The sequence below is a fragment of the Actinomadura sp. K4S16 genome, assembly GCF_008327685.1.
Lineage (GTDB): Bacteria > Actinomycetota > Actinomycetes > Streptosporangiales > Streptosporangiaceae > Spirillospora.
The window spans coordinates 1,206,532-1,228,175 of sequence record NZ_BDDE01000010.1 but is presented as its reverse complement, the minus strand read 5'-3'; the positions used below and the strand labels follow the sequence as shown (position 1 = coordinate 1,228,175).

Annotated in this window: 21 protein-coding genes; 16 read left to right on the top strand and 5 right to left on the bottom strand. The window is 71.9% G+C overall.

What is annotated here, in order from left to right; translation table 11 throughout:
• Window positions 1-7 precede the first annotated feature (7 nt).
• The 10 genes from K4S16_RS06480 to K4S16_RS06435 all read left to right on the top strand — a co-directional run bounded on the left by K4S16_RS06480 (window position 8) and on the right by K4S16_RS06435 (window position 10,192).
• A complete protein-coding gene (locus K4S16_RS06480; RefSeq protein ID WP_235036607.1) occupies window positions 8-2,602 on the top strand; it encodes a [protein-PII] uridylyltransferase in 2,595 nt (864 codons plus the stop codon).
• Between the two features lie 87 nt (window positions 2,603-2,689).
• Window positions 2,690-4,264: a signal recognition particle protein gene (ffh, locus tag K4S16_RS06475; protein ID WP_149257801.1), complete on the top strand. Its 1,575-nt coding sequence runs from the start codon at window positions 2,690-2,692 to the stop codon at window positions 4,262-4,264.
• A 228-nt stretch (window positions 4,265-4,492) separates the two neighbouring features.
• Window positions 4,493-4,942 carry a 30S ribosomal protein S16 gene (rpsP, locus tag K4S16_RS06470; protein WP_141577564.1) on the top strand — a complete coding sequence of 150 codons (450 nt, stop codon included), beginning with the start codon at window positions 4,493-4,495 and terminating at the stop codon, window positions 4,940-4,942.
• Between the two features lies 1 nt (window position 4,943).
• Complete coding sequence (locus K4S16_RS06465) at window positions 4,944-5,186, top strand: RNA-binding protein (RefSeq protein WP_021598307.1); 243 nt, start codon at window positions 4,944-4,946, stop codon at window positions 5,184-5,186.
• Between the two features lie 11 nt (window positions 5,187-5,197).
• Window positions 5,198-5,710, top strand: coding sequence for a ribosome maturation factor RimM (gene rimM, locus K4S16_RS06460; protein ID WP_149257800.1), 513 nt, complete (start codon window positions 5,198-5,200; stop codon window positions 5,708-5,710).
• The gene (trmD, locus tag K4S16_RS06455) at window positions 5,707-6,576 is read left to right on the top strand and encodes a tRNA (guanosine(37)-N1)-methyltransferase TrmD (RefSeq protein WP_149257799.1); all 870 of its coding nucleotides are present in this window, start codon (window positions 5,707-5,709) and stop codon (window positions 6,574-6,576) included. The genes rimM and trmD overlap by 4 nt, the downstream gene beginning before the upstream one ends.
• A 118-nt stretch (window positions 6,577-6,694) precedes the next feature.
• On the top strand, window positions 6,695-7,045 hold the full coding sequence (rplS, locus tag K4S16_RS06450; RefSeq protein ID WP_149257798.1) for a 50S ribosomal protein L19: 351 nt from the start codon (window positions 6,695-6,697) through the stop codon (window positions 7,043-7,045).
• A gap of 141 nt (window positions 7,046-7,186) precedes the next feature.
• On the top strand, window positions 7,187-8,095 hold the full coding sequence (gene lepB, locus K4S16_RS06445) for a signal peptidase I (RefSeq protein WP_149257797.1): 909 nt from the start codon (window positions 7,187-7,189) through the stop codon (window positions 8,093-8,095).
• Between the two features lie 1,060 nt (window positions 8,096-9,155).
• On the top strand, window positions 9,156-9,881 hold the full coding sequence (locus K4S16_RS06440) for a ribonuclease HII (RefSeq protein WP_149257796.1): 726 nt from the start codon (window positions 9,156-9,158) through the stop codon (window positions 9,879-9,881).
• The gene (locus K4S16_RS06435; RefSeq protein ID WP_149257795.1) at window positions 9,878-10,192 is read left to right on the top strand and encodes a DUF2469 domain-containing protein; all 315 of its coding nucleotides are present in this window, start codon (window positions 9,878-9,880) and stop codon (window positions 10,190-10,192) included. The genes K4S16_RS06440 and K4S16_RS06435 overlap by 4 nt, the downstream gene beginning before the upstream one ends.
• A gap of 440 nt (window positions 10,193-10,632) precedes the next feature.
• Here K4S16_RS06435 and dprA read toward each other — a convergent pair whose 3' ends face one another.
• From dprA to K4S16_RS06420, 3 genes are read right to left on the bottom strand one after another with little or no spacing between them, the layout of a single operon-like run.
• A complete protein-coding gene (gene dprA / locus K4S16_RS06430) occupies window positions 10,633-11,835 on the bottom strand; it encodes a DNA-processing protein DprA (protein WP_149257794.1) in 1,203 nt (400 codons plus the stop codon).
• Complete coding sequence (locus K4S16_RS06425) at window positions 11,832-13,388, bottom strand: YifB family Mg chelatase-like AAA ATPase (RefSeq protein WP_149257793.1); 1,557 nt, start codon at window positions 13,386-13,388, stop codon at window positions 11,832-11,834. The genes dprA and K4S16_RS06425 overlap by 4 nt, the downstream gene beginning before the upstream one ends.
• The gene (locus tag K4S16_RS06420) at window positions 13,389-13,742 is read right to left on the bottom strand and encodes a YraN family protein (protein WP_149257792.1); all 354 of its coding nucleotides are present in this window, start codon (window positions 13,740-13,742) and stop codon (window positions 13,389-13,391) included.
• 157 nt (window positions 13,743-13,899) lie between these two features.
• Here K4S16_RS06420 and K4S16_RS06415 point away from each other — a divergent pair, with 157 nt between their 5' ends.
• Window positions 13,900-14,811 carry a tyrosine recombinase XerC gene (locus tag K4S16_RS06415; RefSeq protein WP_235036605.1) on the top strand — a complete coding sequence of 304 codons (912 nt, stop codon included), beginning with the start codon at window positions 13,900-13,902 and terminating at the stop codon, window positions 14,809-14,811.
• A 100-nt stretch (window positions 14,812-14,911) separates the two neighbouring features.
• Here K4S16_RS06415 and K4S16_RS06410 read toward each other — a convergent pair whose 3' ends face one another.
• Window positions 14,912-15,610 (bottom strand): murein hydrolase activator EnvC, encoded by a 699-nt coding sequence (locus K4S16_RS06410; protein ID WP_149257791.1) that lies wholly within the window; start codon window positions 15,608-15,610, stop codon window positions 14,912-14,914.
• Window positions 15,611-16,000: 390 nt separating this feature from the next.
• On the opposite strand from K4S16_RS06410, the gene rpsB reads away from it, so the two are divergent.
• The 5 genes from rpsB (at window position 16,001) to K4S16_RS06385 (ending at window position 20,364) form a co-directional block, all read left to right on the top strand.
• Entirely contained in the window at window positions 16,001-16,978 is a 978-nt protein-coding gene (gene rpsB, locus K4S16_RS06405; protein WP_149257790.1) for a 30S ribosomal protein S2, read from the top strand.
• A gap of 84 nt (window positions 16,979-17,062) precedes the next feature.
• On the top strand, window positions 17,063-17,899 hold the full coding sequence (gene tsf, locus K4S16_RS06400; protein ID WP_149257789.1) for a translation elongation factor Ts: 837 nt from the start codon (window positions 17,063-17,065) through the stop codon (window positions 17,897-17,899).
• Window positions 17,900-17,957: 58 nt separating this feature from the next.
• On the top strand, window positions 17,958-18,737 hold the full coding sequence (gene pyrH / locus K4S16_RS06395) for a UMP kinase (RefSeq protein ID WP_149257788.1): 780 nt from the start codon (window positions 17,958-17,960) through the stop codon (window positions 18,735-18,737).
• Between the two features lie 74 nt (window positions 18,738-18,811).
• Window positions 18,812-19,369: a ribosome recycling factor gene (gene frr, locus K4S16_RS06390; protein ID WP_149257787.1), complete on the top strand. Its 558-nt coding sequence runs from the start codon at window positions 18,812-18,814 to the stop codon at window positions 19,367-19,369.
• Complete coding sequence (locus tag K4S16_RS06385; protein WP_235036604.1) at window positions 19,369-20,364, top strand: phosphatidate cytidylyltransferase; 996 nt, start codon at window positions 19,369-19,371, stop codon at window positions 20,362-20,364. The genes frr and K4S16_RS06385 overlap by 1 nt, the downstream gene beginning before the upstream one ends.
• A gap of 73 nt (window positions 20,365-20,437) precedes the next feature.
• On the opposite strand, the gene K4S16_RS06380 is transcribed toward K4S16_RS06385, so the two are convergent.
• Window positions 20,438-21,583 carry a suppressor of fused domain protein gene (locus K4S16_RS06380; RefSeq protein ID WP_149257786.1) on the bottom strand — a complete coding sequence of 382 codons (1,146 nt, stop codon included), beginning with the start codon at window positions 21,581-21,583 and terminating at the stop codon, window positions 20,438-20,440.
• Window positions 21,584-21,644: the final 61 nt, after the last annotated feature.

The window sequence follows — 21,644 nt, the reverse complement described above, 5'->3', positions numbered from 1 at the left end:
CGCCACGGTGACCCTCGCCCACCCGCCGGCCGGAGGCCGGGCCCCCGTGCCCGCTCCGGCCGGCGGCGCCCCGAGCCGGGAGGCGGCCCGCGCCGCCCTGGCCGCCGCCCGCGCCTCCCGCGCCGCGGCCCTGGACCGCTGGCTGGCGTCCCTCCTGGCCACCGCCCCGCCCCACTCGGCTCCCGCCCCCTCGCCGCGAGCGGCCGCCCCGCGCGGTGGTGCCGCACCCGATGGCGCTGAGCAAGGTGACGCGGAGGCCGGCGCCTCGCACGACAAGACCTCACGCGACGACCTGCCCAGCGCCGGCCCTGCAGGCGGCTCCCCGAGTGGAAGCTCGCAGACGGGCGGTTCGCAGAGCGGCGCTTTCCTGACCGGCAACGGGGGGATGCCGGAGGGGGTGGCGCTCGTCGCGGTGGGCAGCCACGCGCGGCGGGAGCTGACGCCCGGCGGCGACCTCGACCTCGTCCTGCTGCATCGCGGCCTGGCCGGCGTCGCGGCGATCGCCGACCGCGTCTGGTACCCCGTGTGGGACTCCGGGCTGCGGCTCGACCACTCCGTCCGCACCGTCGCCGAGGCCCGGACCGTGGCGCGCGGCGACATGAAGGCCGCCCTCGGCCTGCTGTCGGCCCGCCGCGTCGCCGGGGACCACGCCCTGGTCGACGAGCTGCGCGCCGCCGTCCTCACCGACTGGCGCGCCGACGCCCCCGTCCGGCTCGCCGAACTGTCGGCGATGTGCCGCGAACGCTGGGAGGCCCAGGGCGAGCTGGCGTTCCTGCTCGAACCCGACCTGAAAGAGGCCCACGGCGGGCTGCGGGACGTCCACGTCATGCACGCGGTCGCCGCGTCCTGGGTGGCCTCCGCCCCGGACGCCCGTGTGCGCGCCGCCCACGACCTGCTCCTCGACATCCGCCACGCGCTCCACGAGGTCACCGGGCGCTCCACCGACCGGCTCGTCCTCCAGGAGCAGGCGGCCGTGGCGCGCGCCCTCGGGCTCCTGGACGCCGACGTCCTGCAGCGCTCGATCGCCGAGGCCGCCCGCACGATCACCTACGGGGCGTCCCACCTGTGGCGCCGCGTCGACAACTTCACCAGGGCCAAGCACCGGCAGCCGCCCGGCGATCCGCAGGGGACGGGACGGCGCGGCGTGGAGCGCAGGCCGGTCGGGGACGGCGCCGTCGAGCACGAGGGCGAGGTCGTCCTCGCGCGGAACGCCGATCTGAGCGACCCGGCCCTCGTCCTGCGCGTCGCCGCCGCCGCGGCCCAGACGGGCCTGCCGCTCGGCCTGGCCACGGTGGCCCGGCTCGCCGAGCACGCCGCCCTGCCGCGCGTCCCCTGGCCCGCCGCGGCCCGCGACGCGCTGGTCTCCCTGCTCGGCGCCGGGCCCGCCGCCATCGCGGTCTGGGAGGCCCTCGACCAGGCCGGGCTGGTCGTCCGGCTGCTGCCCGACTGGGAACGCGTCCGCAACCGCCCGCAGCGCAACCCCGTCCACCGCTTCACCGTCGACCGCCACCTCGTCGAGACCGCCGCGGGCGCCGCCGCCCTTACCCGCGAGGTGGCCCGTCCCGACCTGCTCCTGATCGGGGCCCTCCTGCACGACATCGGCAAGGGCTGGCCGGGCGACCACTCCAAGTCGGGCGCCGTCGTCGCTCGGGACATCGGCGCCCGCCTCGGCTTCCCGGAGGCGGACGTCCGGGTCCTGGAGACCGTCGTCCGGCACCACCTGCTGCTCCCCGAGACCGCTACCCGGCGCGACATCGACGACCCGGTGACCGTCCAGACGGTCATCGCCGCCGTGTCCGAGGCGCCCGGCCGCGAGCGCGAGGTCCTCGACCTCCTCGCCGCCCTCGCCGCCGCGGACGGCGGCGCCACCGGCCCCGCCGCCTGGGGCGCCTGGAAGGCCGGGCTCGTCGCCGAACTCGCCCGCCGCGCCGCCGCCGCGCTCTCCGGCGGCACGCCCCCGCCGGCCCCCGCGCTCGCCGCCGACCACGCCGCCCTGGCGCGCCACGACGGCGCCGCCGTCCGCGTGACGGGCTCCCGGATCACCATCGCCGCCCCGGACCGGCCGGGCCTGCTCTGGCGCGCCGCCGGCGTCCTCGCCCTGCACCGCCTGGCCGTCAAGACGGCGCGGGTGGTCTCCTCTCCGTCCGTCTCCGGAGCGTCGGCCCCGTCCGCCCAGACGGCGGTGCTGGACTTCACGGCCGTCCCCGAGTACGGGACGCCGCCGGATCCGGCCGGCCTGGAGGCGGACCTGCGGCGGATGCTCGCCGGCCGCCTCGACGTGGCCGAGCGGCTCGAACGGCGGGCGCGGTCGGTCCGGATCCGGCCCGGAGTCACGGTGCCGCCGCCGCGCGTCACGATCGTGGACGACGCGTCGCGGACCGCCACCGTCGTCGAGGTCCGGGCCCACGACCGCCCCGGCCTCCTGTGGCGGGTCGGGCAGGCGCTCGGGTCCTGCGGCCTCCAGGTCCGCGCCGCCCAGGTGGACACGCTCGGCGCCGAGGCGGTGGACGTCTTCTACGTGGTGGACGCCCAGGGCCGTCCGCTGGACGCCTCCGACGCGCTGGACGCCGTCCGGGACCGGGTCCTCGAAAGCCTTCACTGACCGGATCATCGGAGGGGGCGGGGCTCACCCGGTGACCCGATACGCTGATAGGCGATCCCAGAAGCTTTCCAAGGACGGTCCAGACACGTGTTCGAGACGCTCTCCGACCGGTTGACGACGGTCTTCTCGTCGCTGCGCAGCAAGGGCCGGCTCTCCGAGGCCGACATCGACGCGACCGCGCGCGAGATCCGGATCGCGCTGCTTGAGGCCGACGTCGCGCTCCCCGTGGTCAAGGCCTTCATCGCCCAGATCAAGGAGCGGGCGCGCGGCTCGGAGGTCTCGCAGGCGCTGAATCCGGCGCAGCAGGTCGTCAAGATCGTCAACGAGGAGCTCATCGCCATCCTCGGCGGCGAGACCCGGCGGCTCCGGCTGGCCAAGACCCCGCCGACCGTGATCATGCTCGCCGGCCTCCAGGGCGCCGGCAAGACGACCCTCGCCGGCAAGCTCGCCCGCTGGCTGAAGCAGGAGGGCCACACGCCGATGCTGGTGGCCGCAGACCTCCAGCGCCCGAACGCCGTCCAGCAGCTCCAGGTCGTCGGCGAGCGGGCCGGGGTCCCGGTGTTCGCGCCCGAGCCGGGCAGCGGCGTCGGCGACCCGGTCGACGTGGCGCGCCGCTCGATCGACCAGGCCAGGCACGCCCAGCACGACGTCGTCGTCATCGACACCGCAGGCCGCCTCGGCATCGACGCCGAGATGATGCAGCAGGCCATCGACATCCGCGACGCCGTCCGCCCCGACGACATCCTGTTCGTCGTCGACGCCATGGTCGGCCAGGACGCGGTCAACACCGCCCAGGCGTTCATGGACGGCGTCGGCTTCGACGGCGTCGTCCTCACCAAGCTCGACGGCGACGCGCGCGGCGGCGCGGCGCTGTCGGTCCGGCACATCACCGGACGCCCGATCATGTTCGCCTCGACGGGCGAGAAGCTCGAGGACTTCAGCGTCTTCCACCCGGACCGCATGGCGGGCCGGATCCTCGACATGGGCGACATCCTCACCCTGATCGAGCAGGCTGAGCAGGCGTTCGACGCCGAGCAGGCCGAGAAGATGTCCTCCAAGTTCGCCTCGGGCGAGGACTTCACCCTCGAGGACTTCCTCGAGCAGATGATGATGATCCGCAAGCTCGGCCCGATCGGGAACCTGCTCGGGATGATGCCGGGCATGGGCCAGGTCCGCGACCAGATCAGCCAGATCGACGACCGCGACCTCGACCGCATCGCCGCGATCATCCGCTCGATGACCCCGCAGGAGCGCGCCCAGCCGAAGATCATCAACGGCTCGCGGCGGGCCCGCATCGCCAAGGGCTCCGGCGTCGGCGTCGGCGAGGTCAGCAGCCTGGTCACCCGGTTCTTCGACGCGCAGAAGATGATGCGGCAGATGGCCGGCGGCATGGGCCTGCCCGGCATGCCCGGCGGCCGCCGCAAGGCGACCAAGGCCGCGAAGGCGGCCAAGAACAAGAAGGGCAAGCAGCGCAGCGGCGACCCCCGCAAGCGCGCCGCCGGCAAGGGGCCGCAGGAGCAGGCGCCCGCGGCCGACGGCATGCCGAAGGGCCTGCCGCCCGGCCTCGGCGGCGGCGCCCTCCCGCCGGGCCTCGGCGGCCAGCTCCCGCCCGGCTTCCAGATGCCCGACCTGAACAAACTCCAGGGCCGCAAGAAGAAGTGACCCGCACGCCCCGACCGCATGGCTTGAGCGCCGCTCGACGCGACACCCGGGCGGCGCGATTGCGCTTTCGCGGCGAACGTCTGGCAGAATGACAGGCTGGAAACCCGGAATCGCGAGGCGCCCTCTCTCGTCCTGCGCGACCGGAGTCCATCGGACGGCCGTGAGCCGGTGTTCCCCACCTGGCACGGGTCCGTCCATCCCGTGATGAAGTTGGAGTACACCACACCCGTGGCAGTCAAGATCAAGCTCAAGCGTCTGGGGAAGATCCGGAACCCGCAGTACCGGATCGTCGTCGCCGACGCCCGCACCAAGCGCGACGGGCGGGCCATCGAGGAGATCGGGCTCTACCAGCCCAAGCAGGAGCCCTCGCTCATCAAGATCGACTCTGAGCGCGCGCAGTACTGGCTCGGCGTGGGCGCGCAGCCGACCGAGCCGGTCCTCAACCTGCTGAAGATCACCGGCGACTGGCAGAAGTTCAAGGGCGAGCCGGGTGCCGAGGGCACCCTCAAGGTCGCCGAGCCGAAGGCCGACCGGAAGGCCGCGTTCGAGGCCGCCGTCAAGGAGTCGCTGGGCGACGACGAGGCCGCCGGCACCGCGACCCGTGGCAAGAAGAAGGCCGAGCCGAAGAAGTCGGAGGCGAAGGCCACCGAGACCGACGAAGCCAAGAGCGAGGGCTGACGTGCTCGAAGAAGCGCTCGAGCACCTGGTCCGCGGGATCGTCGAGAACCCGGACGACGTCCGGGTCCGCGCCCGCCGGATCAGGGGCGGCCGGGTCCTCGAGGTGCGCGTGCACCCCGAGGACCTCGGGAAGGTCATCGGCCGTAGCGGTCGCACCGCCAAGGCCCTGCGCACGGTGATCAGCGCCCTCTCCGGAGGCCGCTACGTGCGTGTCGACCTGCTCGACGTCAACGAGGTCCGCTGAGTGGCGTCCCGATGAGCGAACCGCTCGTGGTGGGACGGATCGGGCGGCCGCACGGGGTTCGCGGCGAGGTCGCCGTCGACGTCCGCACGGACGAGCCGGAGTCCCGGTTCGCCCCGGGCACGGAGATCGCCACCGACCCCGTCACCGCCGGTCCGCTCACCATCGAGCGGAAACGCTGGCATTCGGGACGCCTGCTCGTGCGCTTCGCCGGGATCGGCGACCGCGACGCCGCGGAGGAACTGCGCGGCACGTGGCTCGTCGTCGACCCCGGTGACATCTCCCCGTCCGCCGACCCGGACGACTTCCACGACCAGGAACTGCTCGGACTCGCCGTGGTCACCACGGACGGGACCGAGGTCGGCCAGGTCGCGGACGTCCTGCACCACGGCCAGGACCTCCTGGTCGTGCGCGGGGCCGGAGGCGAGACGCTGGTCCCCTTCGTGGCCGCGCTCGTCCCCGAGGTGGACGTTCCCGGGGGGCGGCTCGTCATCGATCCGCCCCCCGGTCTGCTCGACGAATCATGAAACTCGACATCGTCACGATCTTCCCCGAGTACTTCGCCCCCCTGGACATCTCCCTCCTGGGCAAGGCTCGGCGCGCCGGACTGCTGGACGTCCGCGTCCACGACCTGCGCGACTGGACCCACGACCGGCACCGCACCGTCGACGACACCCCCTACGGCGGCGGCCCCGGCATGGTCATGAAACCCGACCCCTGGGGCGAGGCCCTAGACACCCTCGTCCCCCCCACGACCCCAACCGCCGAGCCCCACCCCGAGCCCGCGCCCGGAACCGACGAGTCCGGGGCCCGTGAGTTCGGCGCCGGGGCGGCGCCCGCAACGGTCCCGCGGCTGATCATTCCGACGCCGAGCGGGCGGCCGTTCACGCAGGCGGACGCGGTGCGGTACGCGGCCGAGCCGTGGCTGGTCTTCGCCTGCGGACGCTACGAGGGGATCGACACCCGCGTCGCCGAGGAGGCCCGCACCCGGATGCCGGTGGACGAGGTCAGCCTGGGCGACTTCGTCCTCGCCGGCGGGGAGGTCGCCGTCCTCGTCATGGTGGAGGCGATCGGCCGCCTGCTGCCCGGCGTCCTCGGCAACGCCGACTCCGTCGCCGACGACTCCTTCGCCCCGGGCGCCATGGAGTCGCTGCTGGAAGGACCCGTCTACACCAAGCCGCCCGTCTGGCGCGAGCGGCCTGTTCCGGACATCCTCCTCTCCGGCCACCACGGCGCGATCGCCCGCTGGCGGCGCGACGAGGCGCTGCGCCGGACGGCCCGGCACCGGCCCGAACTTCTCTCCCGCCTGGCGCCGGAGGCCCTCGACAAGCATGACCGCGCCGTGCTGCGCGAGGCCGGTTTTCCGGTTGACGGCGAAGGTATGGCAGACTAAGGCGTCCGTGCGTCCAGACCGCACGGCACCCGAAGACCACTCTCCGCGGCGCGACGCCCCCACGAAGGACCCACCGGGGCCTCTCGACGCCCGCGTTCGACCATGAGGAACCGCTGCGATGCACACCCTGATCCAGGAGATCGAGAAGGCCGCGATGCGCGCCGACGTCCCGGACTTCCGTCCGGGCGACACGCTGAAGGTGCACGTGCGTGTCACCGAGGGCAACCGGAGCCGTATCCAGGTGTTCCAGGGCGTGGTGATCCGGCGGCAGGGCGGCGGCGCCCGCGAGACCTTCACCGTCCGGAAGGTCAGCTACAGCGTCGGCGTCGAGCGGACGTTCCCGCTGAACAGCCCCTCCATCGACAAGATCGAGGTCGTCACCCGCGGCGACGTCCGCCGCGCCAAGCTCTACTACCTGCGCAACCTGCGCGGCAAGGCCGCGCGCATCAAGGAGAAGCGCGAGCACTGAGCCGATGGACCACGACGCCCCGGGAACCCGCGACGGTGCCCGGGGCGTTGCCCGTTCTGGACCGAGATGATCAACTTGGTCGTCGGCGACACGCCCGCGCGCACCGTCCCACGGGCACACCGCCGCTAGGCTTTTGCTCTGATGACCGACGAGGACGATCGGAGAGACGTGCGATCCGAAGCCGAGGGCGCGGCGCCCGAAGAGAAGGAGCCCGTGGACTCGGCCGATGAGACGGCCGACGAACCCGAAGAAGACGGCAAGCGCAAGAAGAAGCAGGGCTCCTTCTGGAAAGAGCTTCCCGTCCTCATCGTGGTCGCCGTCGTGCTCGCCCTTGTCATCAAGGCGTTCGCGGTCCAGGCGTTCTACATCCCGTCGGGCTCCATGGAGAACACCCTCCAGGTCGGCGACCGCGTCCTCGTGAACAAGATCGTCTACCACACCCGGGACATCGCCCGCGGCGACGTCATCGTCTTCAACGGCCTCGACTCCTGGGACCCCGAGGTCCAGGTCAACGAGCCCAGCAACCCGGTCTCCAAGGCTCTGCGCGCCGTCGGCACCGCCTTCGGCGTCGCGCCCAACGAGAAGGACTACATCAAGCGCGTCATCGGCATCCCCGGCGACCACGTCAAGTGCTGCGACGCCAAGGGCCGCGTGACCGTCAACGGCGTCCCACTCGACGAGAAGTCCTACCTCTTCACCGATCCGATCACCCACGAGCAGAACAAGCCCTCCAACGACCCCTTCGACGTCACCGTGAAGCCGGGTCAGCTCTGGGTGATGGGCGACCACCGCGAACTGTCCTACGACTCCCGCTCCCACCGCGGCGACCCGGGCGGCGGCACCATCCCGGTCGACCGCGTCATCGGTCGCGCCTTCGTGATCGTCTGGCCCCTGGACCGCCTCGGCACCCTGCCGATCCCGGACACCTTCAAACAATCCGGCCTGACGAAGACCGGCGCCGCCGCCGCACTTCCCGCCGCTCCCTACGCCCTGGGCATCCTCTGCACCCTGCCCCTGGCCTACCTGAGACGCCGCCACCACCGCCACTGACGCCCGCCCAGCGCCGCCGACCCAACCGAAAGCCGCCCGACCGCTCCGGGAACGGAGCCGAGGTGGCCGCTCAGATCGGTGCGATGGACACTCACGGTAGGCGTGCCCATCCGGGCCTCCCGGTTCCTGGCCCCAGGCCGGCCGCGCCACATGAAGGTCAGCCGCTCGCCAAATCCTCGACAATTAACTCCTCTAGGTGACCTTCCAGCCGCGAGCGCGCGTTCCAGCGGCAAGAAGAAGATTCCTGGCCACCCCGACGTAGCCGCCCAGAGCCCAACCGACCGCAACAGGCGCCGCCGGACCGCAGCCGCCCACCCGGCGGAGAAGACCCCGCCCGGTGCAGGACGGGGCTCAAACCGCGCCCCCACTTCGCTGCGCCCAAACGAAGACCGTCTCGGTCAGCAGGCCTGGCAACTGCATGCCCAAGAGCTTTGGACGCGCACCTGGAGCAGCCAGGTGGGGGGCCTTGGCCCGTGACTGCTGGGCCGCGTCCTTGCGCGGTCGGCTCGACGGTAGGTCTGTCCGCTGCAAAAGCCGGGTTTCTGGAGGCGGTGCCTGGGGGTGGCCGGGTGGCGCGGGGGCCTTGGCCTGCGGCTGCTGGGCTGCGTCGTTGCGCCGGTCGGTTCGACGGTGGGTCTGGCCGCTGCATAGCCCGGGGTTCTGAGCGCGGCGCCTGGAGGCGGCGGGGTCGGGCGGGGCCTCGGGCCGTAGCTGCTGAGGTGCGTCCACGTGGCGCGGCTTGACGCAAGGTTTTGCCACCGCGTGATCGGGAGGTCTGGACGCGGCGTCTGGGGTTCGCTGGGTCGCTCGGCGGCTCCGGCCAGTGCCTGACTCGGGCCCTGGTGCCTGAGGTCGGCGGCCCGTTCCGCGTCCACAGGATCGCGTTGCTCCGGCGACGGTTTGCCGGGTGCGGGGTTATGGAGTGCTGCCCGCGTTTTGATCTTGACCCCTGGGGCGGGCTGCGTTCTGGGTTGGGTGGATTTCGGTGGGGTGGGGCATACGCGAGGAAGGGGTGCGTTCGGGGAGCGGTCGGGGCATGGTGGGACGTACGCTGCGGAGCATGAACGGTCGTCCACTCCGCTTCACGCCGCGCCGGGACGCAGGGCTGTTCGCGTACGAGCGGGCTCTCGGTCACGCCGGTTTCAGCCCCGTCGCCGGCGTCGACGAGGCGGGGCGGGGGGCTTGTGCCGGACCGATGGTCGTCGCCGCGGTGATCCTCCAGGGCGGACGGGGCAAGATCGAGGGCCTCACGGACTCCAAGCTGCTCACCCCCGCGCGCCGGGAGCGGCTGTACGCGGAGATCACCGAGCGTGCCTACGCGTGGAGCGCCATCGTGATCCCGTGCCACGACATCGACCGGATAGGCCTGCACCGGTGCAACGTCACCGGGATGCGGCGGGCGCTTGCCGCCCTCGACAAGCGTCCCGCGTATGTGATCAGCGACGGGTTCCCGGTGCCGGGGCTGGACGTCCCCGGGCTTCCGATGATCAAGGGCGACCAGGTCGCGGCCTGCGTCGCCGCGGCGTCCATCGTCGCGAAGGTCACCAGGGACCGGATCATGGTGGATCTCCATGAGCGGTATCCGGAGTACGGCTTCGACGTCCACAAGGGCTATGTGACCCGTGCGCACGGCAAGGCGCTCGCCGCGCACGGCCCGTGTCCTGAGCATCGGTTCTCCTACGTCAATGTCGGGCGTGCCTTGCGCAACAATGGAGATGTGGTCCTGGAGGAGGAGACCGAGGGGGAACTCCCCGACCAGGACCGCACGGAAGGGGCACGAGCGTGAGCGCGGAGGATCTCGAGAAGTACGAGACCGAGATGGAGCTGCAGCTCTATCGCGAGTACCGCGACGTCCTCGGGCTGTTCAGCTACGTCGTCGAGACCGAGCGCAGGTTCTACCTCACGAACTCGGTCGACCTCCAGGTGCGCAGCGTCGACAACGGCGAGGTCTTCTTCGAGGTCACCATGCAGGACGCGTGGGTCTGGGACATGTACCGTCCGGCCCGCTTCGTCAAGAACGTCCGCGTCGTCACGTTCAAGGACGTCAACGTCGAGGAACTGGCGAAGAGCGACTTCGAACTCCCCGCCGACCAGTAGCCCGCTTCGACGCCCGACGGCGTCCCGGGCGCATGCTGTGGCGGTCTGCGAACGCGATCGCGATGGGTTCCGCTGTCGTCCGGTCCGTACTCGACGGCGTCCCGGGCGGGTGCTGCGGTGGTCTTCCATCGCGATCGCAATGAGATCCTCTGCCGTCCGGTTTGTACCCGGCGGCGTCTCGAGCGTGTGCAGTGGCGGGCTCCTATCGCGATCGCGATGAGTTCCGCTGCCGTCCGGTTCGTACCCGAGGGCTTCCGGGCGCGTGCTGTGGCGGTCTCCCGACGCGATCGCGATGAGATCCTCTGCCGTCCGGTCCCGTGTGGGGGCGGCCATCACCTGCGGATTTTCGGGCCCATGCGTTTGGTGGGTGGGGCTTTGCGCTGCTTCCTCTGACGGCTTCGGTCCGCTCTTGGCGGGTGAGCATGGGGGATCGGGGTGGCTCATCGGGGCTCCTGGGAGGGGGCGTTGCCGGCGTCCGAGCGAGCGGGTGGGGGCGGTTCGGGTGGGCTGTTCGACTTGCCGGACTTTGTCAGGCGCCAGCCGGAGGGTGTGCGTTCTATGAAGCCGCCGGCGGCGAGGAGGCCGAGTTTGGCGTTGACGGTGCTCAGGTCCACGCCCGCCTTGACGGCGAGCTGGGCGGGGCCGGCGGTGCCGCGGGCCGGGAACGCCTCCAGGACGGAGCGGGTGACCGGTTCCAGGCGGTCGCGGGGCAGGACGGGGGTGGCCGGGGGAGGGGCCAGGTCGGCGCCGATGCGGCCGACGGCCTCGATGATCTCCTCGGGGCGGGTGACCAGGGTGGTGGCCTCCTCGCGCAGGAGGCGGTGGCAGCCGACCGAGGAGCGCGAGGTGATCGGGCCCGGGACGGCCATCACCACGCGGCCGAGCCTGGCGGCCCAGCTCGCGGTGTTGAGGGCGCCGCTGCGCGCCTCCGCCTCGACGATGACGGTGCCGCGGGAGAGGGCGGCGATCACCCGGTTGCGGACGAGGAAGCGGAGGCGGTGCGGGTGGGTGCCCGGCGGCGACTCGCTCACCAGCAGTGCTCGCCGCGCCATCTCGGCGAAGAGCCCCTCGTTGGACGCCGGATAGGGGACGTCCACCCCGTTCGCCAGGACCGCGACCGTCGGGCCGTCGGCGGCCAGGGAGCCGCGGTGGGCGGCCGCGTCGATGCCGAGGGCGCCGCCGGAGACCACCGTCCACCCCCGGTCGGCGAGCTCGGACGCGAAGTCGGCGGCGGCGCGCAGACCGTAGGGGGACGCGGCGCGGGAACCGACGATGGCGACCGAACGCAGGCAGCTGTAGCGCAGGTCGCCGGGGCCGCGCAGCCACAGGGCGTACGGGCGCCCGAGGCCGAGGTCGTCGAGGGTCGTCGGCCATTCGGGCTCTCCCGGGCAGATGAGGCGGCCGCGGAACCGGGCGCACACGGCCATGTCCTGGTCGGGTTCGGCGGCGATGAGGCGGATCCGCCAGGTGTCGAGACGCCGTGCCTCCAGGGGTGTGGCCGGCACGCCGGGCGGGACCCGCGTGGTTCGGATCGCCTCCAGCGACTCTTCGGGACCGCAGTGGTCGATCATGCGGTTGAGGAAGGCGTCGCCGGGCTCGGCGACCGCCGTCAGGGTGGCGCGGGCGGTTCGCTCGTCGCTCATTGGCGCCCCGCCGACCAGAGGGTGAGCGCGCCGCCGACGTCGTCGGGCCCGGGTTCGTCGTGGCCCGCGAGGTCGGCGATCGTCCACGCCACCCGCAGGACCCGGTCGAGGCCGCGTGCGCTGAGGGTGCCTCGTTGCAGGGCCTCGTCGACTCCCTGCATCGCCTCCTGGGCCGGGGTGAAGCGGCGGCGCAGCTCCGGCCCGGGGACCTCGGAGTTGGACCGCCACGGGGTGCCGGCCAGGCGCCTCATCGTTCGCTCGCGGGCCGACATGACCCGTTCGGCCACGACCTTGCTCGACTCGGCGAACTCCAGGTCGTAGCGGAGCTCGGCCCGGCTGGCCGGGGTGAGCTCCAGTTTGAGGTCGATGCGGTCGAGGAGGGGGCCGGACAACCGGCTGGCGTACTTGCGGCGGACGCCCGGGGCGCAGGAGCAGTCGATCTGCTTCGCCGCGGCGCACGGGCACGGATTCGCCGCGAGGACGAGCGTGAACCGTGCGGGGAAGTGCGCCATGCCCTCGATGCGGCTGATCCGCACTTCGCCCTCCTCCAGCGGCTGCCGGAGGGCGTCGAGCGTCCCGGCCATGAACTCCGGGGCCTCGTCCAGGAACAGGATCCCGCGGTGTGCGAGGGACACCGCGCCCGGCTGGAGCACGCGTCCCGAACCGCCGCCGACCATCGAGGCGCGGGAGGCGGTGTGGTGCGGCGCGTAGAACGGCGGCTGCGTGATCAGCGGCTGGCCCGGCCGGAGGGTGCCGGCGACGGAGTGGATCGCGGTGACCTCCAGGGCGACCTCCGGTTCGAGCGGCGGCATCAGCGTCGGGAGCCGTTCCGCGAGCATGGTCTTCCCGCACCCGGGAGGGCCCGCGAAGAACAGGTGGTGCCCTCCCGCGGCGCTGATCTCCAGGGCGCGGCGCGCCTCGGCCTGGCCTCGGACGTCGGCCAGGTCGAGGTGGGGCGCGATCTCCTGCTGCCGCAGGGCGAACCCGTTCGCGGGCTCGGAGGCGCCCTCCTCCTCCCCGTCCTCCTCGATGGGCGGCGGTTCGTCGCGCAGTAAGCACAGGAGTTCGCGCAGGGTGCCCGCCGGCACGACCTTCATGTCCGGGACGAGTTCGGCCTCCGCGGCGTTGGCGCGCGGGACCACGACCGTGCGGCACCCGCGGTTGGCGGCGGCCAGCACCGCGGGCAGCACGCCCTGGATGGGACGGATGCGCCCGTCCAGGCCCAGCTCGCCGACCAGCACCAGGTCAGCGCACCCGCGCGGGGGCACGACCTCCGCCGCTCCGAGCAGCGCGATCGCTATGGCCAGGTCGAAGGCCGAGCCCTTCTTCGGCATGCTCGCAGGGAACAGCGAGACCGTGACGTGGCGGTTGGGCCAGTCCTCGCCCGAGTTGAAGATCGCCGCCCGGACGCGGTCGCGGGCCTCGCTGAGGGCGGTGTCGGGGAGGCCGACGAGGTGCAGGCCGGGCACTCCGCTGGTGATGGCCGCCTCGACGTCCACGACGAATCCGTCCACACCGACCAGGGAGACCGAGCGCGTCTTCGCCAGCGTCATTCAGCACACCTCCCGGAGGTGGTCGATCGAGAAGTCGTCGCCGTCGCCGATCAGGCCGAGCACGTCGACCCGCATCTGTGCGCCGCGGACGCCGTGCGCGGCCGCCCACCGCCATGCCAGCCGCCGCAACCGGGCGGCCTTGTCGGTGGTGATCGCTTCGAATGGATCACCGAATCGGGCCGACCTGCGGGTCTTCACCTCGCATGCGACGTGTCTTCGCCCGTCGTGGGCGATGATGTCCAGCTCGCCTTCGCTGCACCGCCAGTTGCGGTCGAGGATCGTCCAGCCGAGCCCGGCCAGGTACGCGGCCGCGGCGTCCTCGCCGCGGCGGCCGAGATCGATGTGGGTGTTCATGGGCCTCACCTCCGGCCTTCGACGGTGCCGGAGCGTGGCGGAGAGTAGTCATAGAACAGCGTTCTGTGGATAACGTCCTGCGGGCATTCCGGGTGATTCGCTTGAAACCGGGGGTCGGTGCTTGCTTCGGCCGTGGCCTTGGCGCAGCGTGGCGCCTGTGACCAACGCGCTGGAGGACGCCGTCGCCGAGTTCGGGCGCCATCTGCGTGCCGAGCGGGACGTCTCGCCCCACACCCTGCGGGCCTATCTCGGTGACCTGGCCGACCTCTGCGCCTATGCCGCCCTTGCCGGTCTGACGGAGCCGGCGGAACTGGATGTCACGGTCCTGCGGGCGTGGCTCGCCCGTCAACACGCTCTCGGCCGTTCCCGGGCGACCTTGGCTCGCCGGACGGCCGCGGTCCGCGCCTTCACCCGCCATCTCCACCGGCGGCGGCTCCTCGAGGACGACCCTGGCCTGCTCCTAGGCACACCTAAACGGCGGCGTGACCTGCCCACGGTCCTCACACAGGACGATGCGGCACACCTCCTCGACACCGTGGACCCCGAAGGCCCCTTGGGGCTCCGCGATCTGGCCGTCCTGGAGGTCCTCTACGGGACGGGTGTCCGCGTGAGCGAACTGTGCGGGCTCGACATAGACGACCTGGACACCGGTCGCAGGACCGTGCGAGTGCTGGGGAAGGGCGGGCGTGAGCGCACGGTCCCTCTAGGAGAGCCCGCTGCCCGCGCCGTCCAGGACTGGCTGCGCGCAGGGCGCCCCGCGCTCGCGACGGACAAGAGCGGCCCGGCCCTCTTCCTCGGCGCACGCGGAGGCCGCCTGCACCCGACGAGCGCCCGGCGGATCGTCCACTCGAGGATCTCGGAGGTCGGACGGATCCCGGACCTCGGCCCGCACGGTCTGCGCCACTCCGCCGCCACCCACCTTCTCGAGGGCGGTGCCGATCTCCGGAGCGTCCAAGAGATCCTCGGCCACGCGTCCCTGCAGACGACCCAGATCTACACGCACGTATCGGCCGAACGCCTGAAGCAGGTCCACCGTCAAGCCCACCCCCGGGGAACCCGCTCCGACTAGGCGCGGTACTCCTTCCGTCGATTCGGCCGTAAGCGCCTAGTGGGCTGGAGCAGGGGTGCCGCCCGGCTGGCGGAGCCGGGCGGCAGGACCGAGAGGCGGGTCAGGGAGTGCGCCGCAGGCGGCGTTCCTGGGAGAGGTTGATGACGCCCGGTGGCTGACGGCGGCGGCGGTGCAGGCGGAAGCGGATGCGGGTCCGGTGCCAGGCGAAGACCAGGGCGAAGGACAGGGCCATGCCCGTGAGCGCGCCGCCCGTGGCCGTGGCAGCGCTGCGCAAGGCCATCCTTGACTGCGGAGACGGCGGATCGACCGCGCGGGGAGCCGCCGCCCGGGAGGGCCGCTGCCAGAGAGGCAGGAGGCGGACCTGATGCTGGACGAGGTTCAGCGGGTTCAGGTACAGGGCGCCGCGGCGCAGGCCCCAGTGCAGGCACGCCATGGGGCAGTGGAAGGTGCCGCGCTGCAGGACGCCGATCCGCGTGCCGGACGTGACGCGGCGGCCGACGTGGACGCTGGGCCGGACGGGCAGGTAGGTGGTCCGCAGGGCGCCATGGTCGATCGCCACGACGCCCCGTCCGGCCAGATCGTCGGCGTACGCGACGCGTCCCGGCCCGGCGGCGTAGACGGTCTGGCCCGGACGCGCCGCAAGGTCGACGCCGCGGTGGCCCGCGCCCCACGGGACGGCCGGCGGCGAGAAGCCCCGGACCACCCGGGGAGCGGGCGGCCCTAACGGCCAGCGCCAGGCGTCCAGGCCGGGCGAGCCGATGGCGATCATGCAGGTGAGGAGCAGCGAGAACACGGTCATGGACCGAACCCTGCCCGGCGGCGGACCACCGCGTCGACATGGTCCGCCAACTGTGGATAACCGCGGGGATCGATGAGGCCCGGACACCTTCGCGCCCTGATAATCTGTAGGGGTGTCCGAAAGGACATCGGTCAGGGCCAGGCCGTCGTCGTCCCGCTCCTTGGCGGGCAGGCGAGAAGCCGCTCCCAGAGCGGGCGGGGCCCAGACCCGGAGACGGGTCACAGCCGCCTGGAGGTATCCCGGCGGCTGATTTCACGCGTCCGCATGCCACCGCAAACCTGGTGGGGCGCAGTCCCTCGGTCCGTCGCCTCGGCGACGGTGGGGCAGCACCCGGGCGCAGGCAGACAACCAAATGCGGCCCGGCAGGGCCAGAGAAGGAGAACACGGGCAATGGCACCCGTCGTCACCATGCGGCAGCTCCTTGAGAGCGGCGTCCACTTCGGCCACCAGACCCGCCGGTGGAACCCGAAGATGAAGCGCTTCATCCTCACCGAGCGCAACGGCATCTACATCATCGACCTGCAGCAGTCGCTGTCCTACATCGACCGCGCCTTCGAGTTCGTCAAGGCCACCGTGGCCCACGGCGGGACGATCCTGTTCGTCGGCACCAAGAAGCAGGCCCAGGAGTCCATCGCCGAGCAGGCCACCCGGGTCGGCATGCCCTACGTCAACCAGCGCTGGCTGGGCGGCATGCTCACGAACTTCTCCACCGTCCACAAGCGGCTCACCCGGCTCAAGGAGCTGGAGGAGATCAACTACGACGACGTGGCCGGCTCCGGCATGACCAAGAAGGAGCTCCTCGGCCTGCGCCGCGAGAAGGACAAGCTGGAGCGCACCCTCGGCGGTATCCGCGACATGGCGAAGGTTCCGAGCGCCATCTGGATCGTGGACACCAAGAAGGAGCACATCGCGGTCAACGAGGCCAAGAAGCTCGGCATCCCGGTCGTCGCCATCCTCGACACCAACTGCGACCCCGACGAGGTCGACTACCCGGTCCCGGGCAACGACGACGCCATCCGCAGCGTCAGCCTGCTGACCCGCGTCGTGGCCGACTCCGTCGCGGACGGCCTCATCGCCCGCGCGGGCGCCGCATCCGGTGGCGACGAGAAGCCCGCCGCGGCCGCCGGCGGCGAGGAGCCCCTGGCCGAGTGGGAGCGCGACCTGCTGAAGCCCGCCGAGGCCGAGGACGCCGCGCAGGCGCCCGCCGAGGCTCCGGCTGAGGCCCCCGCTGAGGCCCCGGCCGAGGCCCCTGCTGAGGCCGCCGCCGAGGCTCCGGCCGAGGCCCAGGCCGACGCCGCCGAGGCCGCCCCGGCAGAGGAGGCCCCGGCCGAGGAGGCCCCGAAGGCCGCCGAGGCCGAGCAGGCTTGATCCCGCGGTCCCGGCGGCTCCCGTGCGGAGCCGCCGGGACCGTCGCGGGTCCCACGACCAACGACGAGAGAAGCGAAGAGAGCGATGGCCAACTTCACCGCCGCTGACGTCAAGCGGCTGCGCGACCTGACCGGCTCCGGCATGATGGCCGTGAAGAACGCCCTCACCGAGGCCGACGGCGACTTCGAGAAGGCGACCGAGCTGCTGCGCCTCAAGGGCGCCAAGGACGTCGGCAAGCGCGCCGAGCGCACCGCCGCGAACGGACTGGTCGCCGAGCACTTTGCGAACTCCGGTGACGGGGCGCTGCTGGAGCTCAACTGCGAGACCGACTTCGTCGCCAAGAACGCGCAGTTCATCGAGCTCGCCCAGCGCCTGGTCGAGTTCGCCGCCGGCAGCGGCGCCGCCGACGCCGACGCCGTGCTGGCCGCCGAGATCGAGCCCGGCAAGACCGTGCAGGCCCTGATCGAGGAGAACAGCGCCAAGATCGGCGAGAAGCTGGAGCTGCGCCGGTTCGCCCACTTCCAGGGCGCCTACGTGGCCAGCTACCTGCACAAGTCCGACCCGTCCCTGCCGCCGACCACCGGCGTGCTGGTCGAGCTGGACACCGAGAACGCCGAGGTCGCCAAGGACGTCGCCCAGCAGATCGCGGCGATGGCCCCCAAGTACCTCACCCGCGAGGAGATCCCCGCCGAGGCGATCGAGAAGGAGCGGGCGCTCGCCGAGCAGCTCACCCGCGACGAGGGCAAGCCCGAGAAGGCCATCCCGAAGATCGTCGAGGGCCGGGTGAACGCCTACTTCCGCGACTTCGTGCTCGTGGAGCAGGCGTTCGTGAAGGACAACAAGAAGACGATCGCCAAGGTCCTCGACGAGGCCGGCGTCAAGGTCGTCCGCTTCGCCCGGTTCAAGGTCGGGCAGGCGTAAGGGCACTCTGGAGACGAGTACCCGTCAGAAGCAGCGACGCAACGAGGAGGCCGCCGACGTGCCGGACAAGACGACCAGTAGCGCGACGGCGGCCTCGTCGTCCCGCCAGCACGCACCCCGCTCGGGCTGGAAGAGGGTGCTGCTGAAGCTCTCGGGCGAGGCCTTCGCCGGACGCGACCCGCTCGGCATCGACCCGGAGGTCGTCCAGCACGTCGCCGAGGCGATCGCCGAAGCCGTCCGGGACGGCGTGCAGGTGGCGGTCGTGTGCGGCGGCGGCAACATGTTCCGCGGCGCCGTCATGGCCGAGCGCGGCATGGACCGCGGCCGCGCCGACTACATGGGGATGATCGGCACCGTCATCAACTGCCTGGCCCTGCAGGACTTCCTGGAGAAGCTGGGGCTCGACACCCGCGTGCAGACCGCCATCACCATGAGCCAGGTGGCCGAGCCGTACATCCCGCGCCGCGCCATCCGGCACCTGGAGAAGGGCCGCGTGGTCATCTTCGGCGCCGGGCTCGGCCAGCCCTTCTTCTCCACCGACACCACCGCCGCGCAGCGCGCGCTGGAGATCGGTGCGGAGGCGGTGCTGAAGGCCACGCAAGTGGACGGTGTCTACGATGCCGATCCCCGAAAGAATCCAGACGCGGTCAAGTTCGACCGTTTGGAATACGGTGAAGTTCTACAGCGGGGCCTGAAGGTCATGGACGCCACGGCCATCAGCCTCTGCATGGACAACGCGCTCCCCATCGTGGTCTTCGACCTCATGGGGCAGGGCAACATCGTCCGGGCCGTCCGGGGTGAGAAGATCGGCACGCTGGTCAGCCCGGCGGAGGGCTGACCGCAGCCCCGGACCGCGCCGGACGCGGCGCGGAACCGCAGGACCAGGGCCGACCAGATGACACGGGAGTCACAGTGATCGACGAGACCCTCCTCGAAGCCGAGGAGAAGATGGAGAAGGCGGTCGCGGTCGCCAAGGAGGACTTCCAGGCCATCCGCACCGGCCGGGTCACCCCCGCGATGTTCAACAAGATCACCGCCGAGTACTACGGGACGCCGACGCCGGTCAACCAGCTCGCGTCGTTCACGCTGCCCGAGCCGCGGATGGTCATCGTCCAGGTCTTCGACAAGTCGTCCATGCAGGCCGTGGAGAGGGCCATCCGCGACAGCGACCTCGGCGTGAACCCCACCAACGACGGCAACGTCATCCGGGTGGTCTTCCCCGAGCTGTCGGAGGAGCGCCGCAGGGAGTTCATCAAGGTCGCCGGAACCAAGGCGGAGGAGAGCCGCGTCTCCATCCGCAACATCCGGCGCCGCGCCAAGGACGCCCTCGACAAGCTCGCCAAGGACGGCGAGGTCGGCGAGGACGAGGTCAGGCGTGCCGAGAAGGAACTCGACGACACGACGCACCGCTACGTGGCGCAGATCGACGAGCTGCTCGAGCACAAGAAGGCCGAACTGCTCGAAGTCTGATGGAACTCGACGACGCCGGGGAGCCCTCGGGCTCCCCGGACGAGCCGGAGGTCGACATGGCCGGCCCACCCCCCGGAGAAGCACTGGACTCGCCCCCCGGGCAGGGGCCGGACGGCTCCGGCGACTCCTCTACTCCTAGCGGCGCGACTCCTTCCGGTGGCGCGACGTCCGCCGGAAAGCCTCCGAGCAGGACAGGGCGAAACCTCCCGATCGCCATAGGCGTGGGCGTCGCGCTCGGCGCCCTCGTGCTGGTCTCGCTGTACACGATCAAGGAGATCTTCCTTGGCGTGATGGTCGTGTTCCTGTTCCTCGGCATGCGGGAACTGACCGAGGCGCTCAAGAGCCGCGACATCCGCGTCCCGTTCATCCCCGTCGCGACGGGCATGGTCGGCACGCCCGTCGTCGCCTACGTGTGGGGCGCGACGGCGACCGTCGCGGCGGTCTCGCTGACGGTCCTGGCGCTGCTGATGACGCGCATGGCCGAGGGCGCCTCCGGATACGTGCGGGACGTCACCGCCGGGTCGCTCGTGGCCGGCTACCTGGTGCTGATGGGCGGGATCGTCGCGCTGCTCATGCGCCCGGCGGACGGTGACCACCGCATCGTCATCTTCATCGCCACCACCGTCGCCAGCGACATCGGCGGCTACTTCGCCGGGTCCTTCCTGGGCAGGCACAAGCTGGCGCCCACCATCAGCCCGAAGAAGACCTGGGAGGGCGTCACCGGGTCCGCCCTCACCTGCATGGCCGTCGGCGGATGGCTGGTGTGGTGGCTCCTGGACGGCGGCCACGTCTGGCAGGGCGTGATCATCGGGCTCGCGGCCGTGGTCACCGCGACCGCCGGCGACCTCGTCGAATCGATGATCAAGCGGGATCTCGGCATCAAGGACATGGGAACGCTCCTGCCCGGACACGGCGGGGTGATGGACCGCCTCGACTCCCTCGTCGCGACGGCTCCCGTCGTCTGGCTGCTGCTGGAACTGTTCGTCCCTAGCTAAAGCGACCCCGGAGGACGAGCGTCCCTGGCCCGGCTGCGGGCCGTTTTCTGGGGCGTTCCCAGAGACGAGTCGCCTAGGAGACGATCCAGGAGCGGCCCTGCTGGGCCAGGCGCCGTATGAGCGCGTCCGACCCCTCGCTCTTGGCGAAGCGGTGCTCCTCGCCCGTGATGGGGACGAGCCACAGCCATCGGACGGCGTCCCCGTTGAGCGTCAGCCCGGTCATGGCAGGCGCCCCGGGACCTGCGAGACGGTTCGGGTCGTCCAGGAGGAGCACACCTTCCCAGGACGTCTCACCGGTGCTGAGCGGGAACGTGCGCGCCTCGTGGTACCACTTCACGACGTCCCCTGGGGCGAACCAGGTCACCGACCGCCACGGGTACTGCGCCAGCCACGGGAAGATGCTCCCCGCGCGCTGGCTGGGCAGGGTGCTGGCGACGGCCAGCTCGATGCGTCCGTATGGGGCGACGTCGTCCTCGTACAGCTCGACCGTGGGCATCCGCTGGCGGCTCATCCCGACCGTGCTCAGAACCGTGAACTCCCGGCCGCCCCTTGCGGGCCGCTCCGACACACCTACGGTCGGGGCCACGCTCGGCCTGCCCCTCGCCAACTGCCGTCCGACGTCGTGCCAGTAGTGGCCGCTGGGGCCGAGACGTTGCAGCAGGTGGCCGAGCACCGACTGCTGGAACTCCGCCCAAGAGCCGTCTGCGCGGCACCTCTTCCAGTGCTCGCGCGCTAGCTCGATGCGCGGCCCGAAGTCCTCGATCTCCTCGTCCAAAGGGAAGGCGAAGGGGCTCTGCAGCGTGGCGTCGCGCGCGTAGCCCGGGATGCCGCGGCCCATGTCCGACCAGCCGGGGATCACCAGCAGCGGGTCGCCCGCCTCCAGGACGGCGACCCCGTCGCCCTCCTCGAACCACACGACCTCCAGCGCCTCGGCGTCCAGCGGGGGGCGTCCGGCGGGGTGGCGCACATGGGTCTCCGGGAGGAGCGGTGTGAGGCCCGCGTCGAGCCGAGCCACGTCCAGCTCCTGCGGGGCCTCGCGGTGGTTCGCGACCCAGACCGCCCCGACCACCGAGTCCCGCGCGTCCTTCAGGTAGGCCGCGGTGACCTCGCCGTCGGTCTCGACGGTGAGCCGCCGGCTGCCGTACGGGCTGGCCGCCGCGTGGACGACCGTGGCCGCTGACCCCCGGGGCGAGGCCGCGCCCCTGCGCAATACCGACATGATCGAGACCTTAGCCGCAGACAAGGCCGTGTGCAGGGATGTCGCCGTTCGGGAATGGCGG

Coding starts and splice junctions, on each gene's coding strand:
- dprA (WP_149257794.1), bottom strand. CDS start 11,835: ATGAGCGACGAGCGAACCGCCCGCGCCACCCTGACGGCGGTCGCCGAG.
- rimM (WP_149257800.1), top strand. CDS start 5,198: ATGAGCGAACCGCTCGTGGTGGGACGGATCGGGCGGCCGCACGGGGTT.
- K4S16_RS06440 (WP_149257796.1), top strand. CDS start 9,156: ATGAACGGTCGTCCACTCCGCTTCACGCCGCGCCGGGACGCAGGGCTG.
- K4S16_RS06380 (WP_149257786.1), bottom strand. CDS start 21,583: ATGTCGGTATTGCGCAGGGGCGCGGCCTCGCCCCGGGGGTCAGCGGCC.
- K4S16_RS06420 (WP_149257792.1), bottom strand. CDS start 13,742: ATGAACACCCACATCGATCTCGGCCGCCGCGGCGAGGACGCCGCGGCC.
- K4S16_RS06385 (WP_235036604.1), top strand. CDS start 19,369: ATGGAACTCGACGACGCCGGGGAGCCCTCGGGCTCCCCGGACGAGCCG.
- K4S16_RS06425 (WP_149257793.1), bottom strand. CDS start 13,388: ATGACGCTGGCGAAGACGCGCTCGGTCTCCCTGGTCGGTGTGGACGGA.
- trmD (WP_149257799.1), top strand. CDS start 5,707: ATGAAACTCGACATCGTCACGATCTTCCCCGAGTACTTCGCCCCCCTG.
- lepB (WP_149257797.1), top strand. CDS start 7,187: ATGACCGACGAGGACGATCGGAGAGACGTGCGATCCGAAGCCGAGGGC.
- rpsB (WP_149257790.1), top strand. CDS start 16,001: ATGGCACCCGTCGTCACCATGCGGCAGCTCCTTGAGAGCGGCGTCCAC.
- tsf (WP_149257789.1), top strand. CDS start 17,063: ATGGCCAACTTCACCGCCGCTGACGTCAAGCGGCTGCGCGACCTGACC.
- rplS (WP_149257798.1), top strand. CDS start 6,695: ATGCACACCCTGATCCAGGAGATCGAGAAGGCCGCGATGCGCGCCGAC.
- K4S16_RS06410 (WP_149257791.1), bottom strand. CDS start 15,610: ATGACCGTGTTCTCGCTGCTCCTCACCTGCATGATCGCCATCGGCTCG.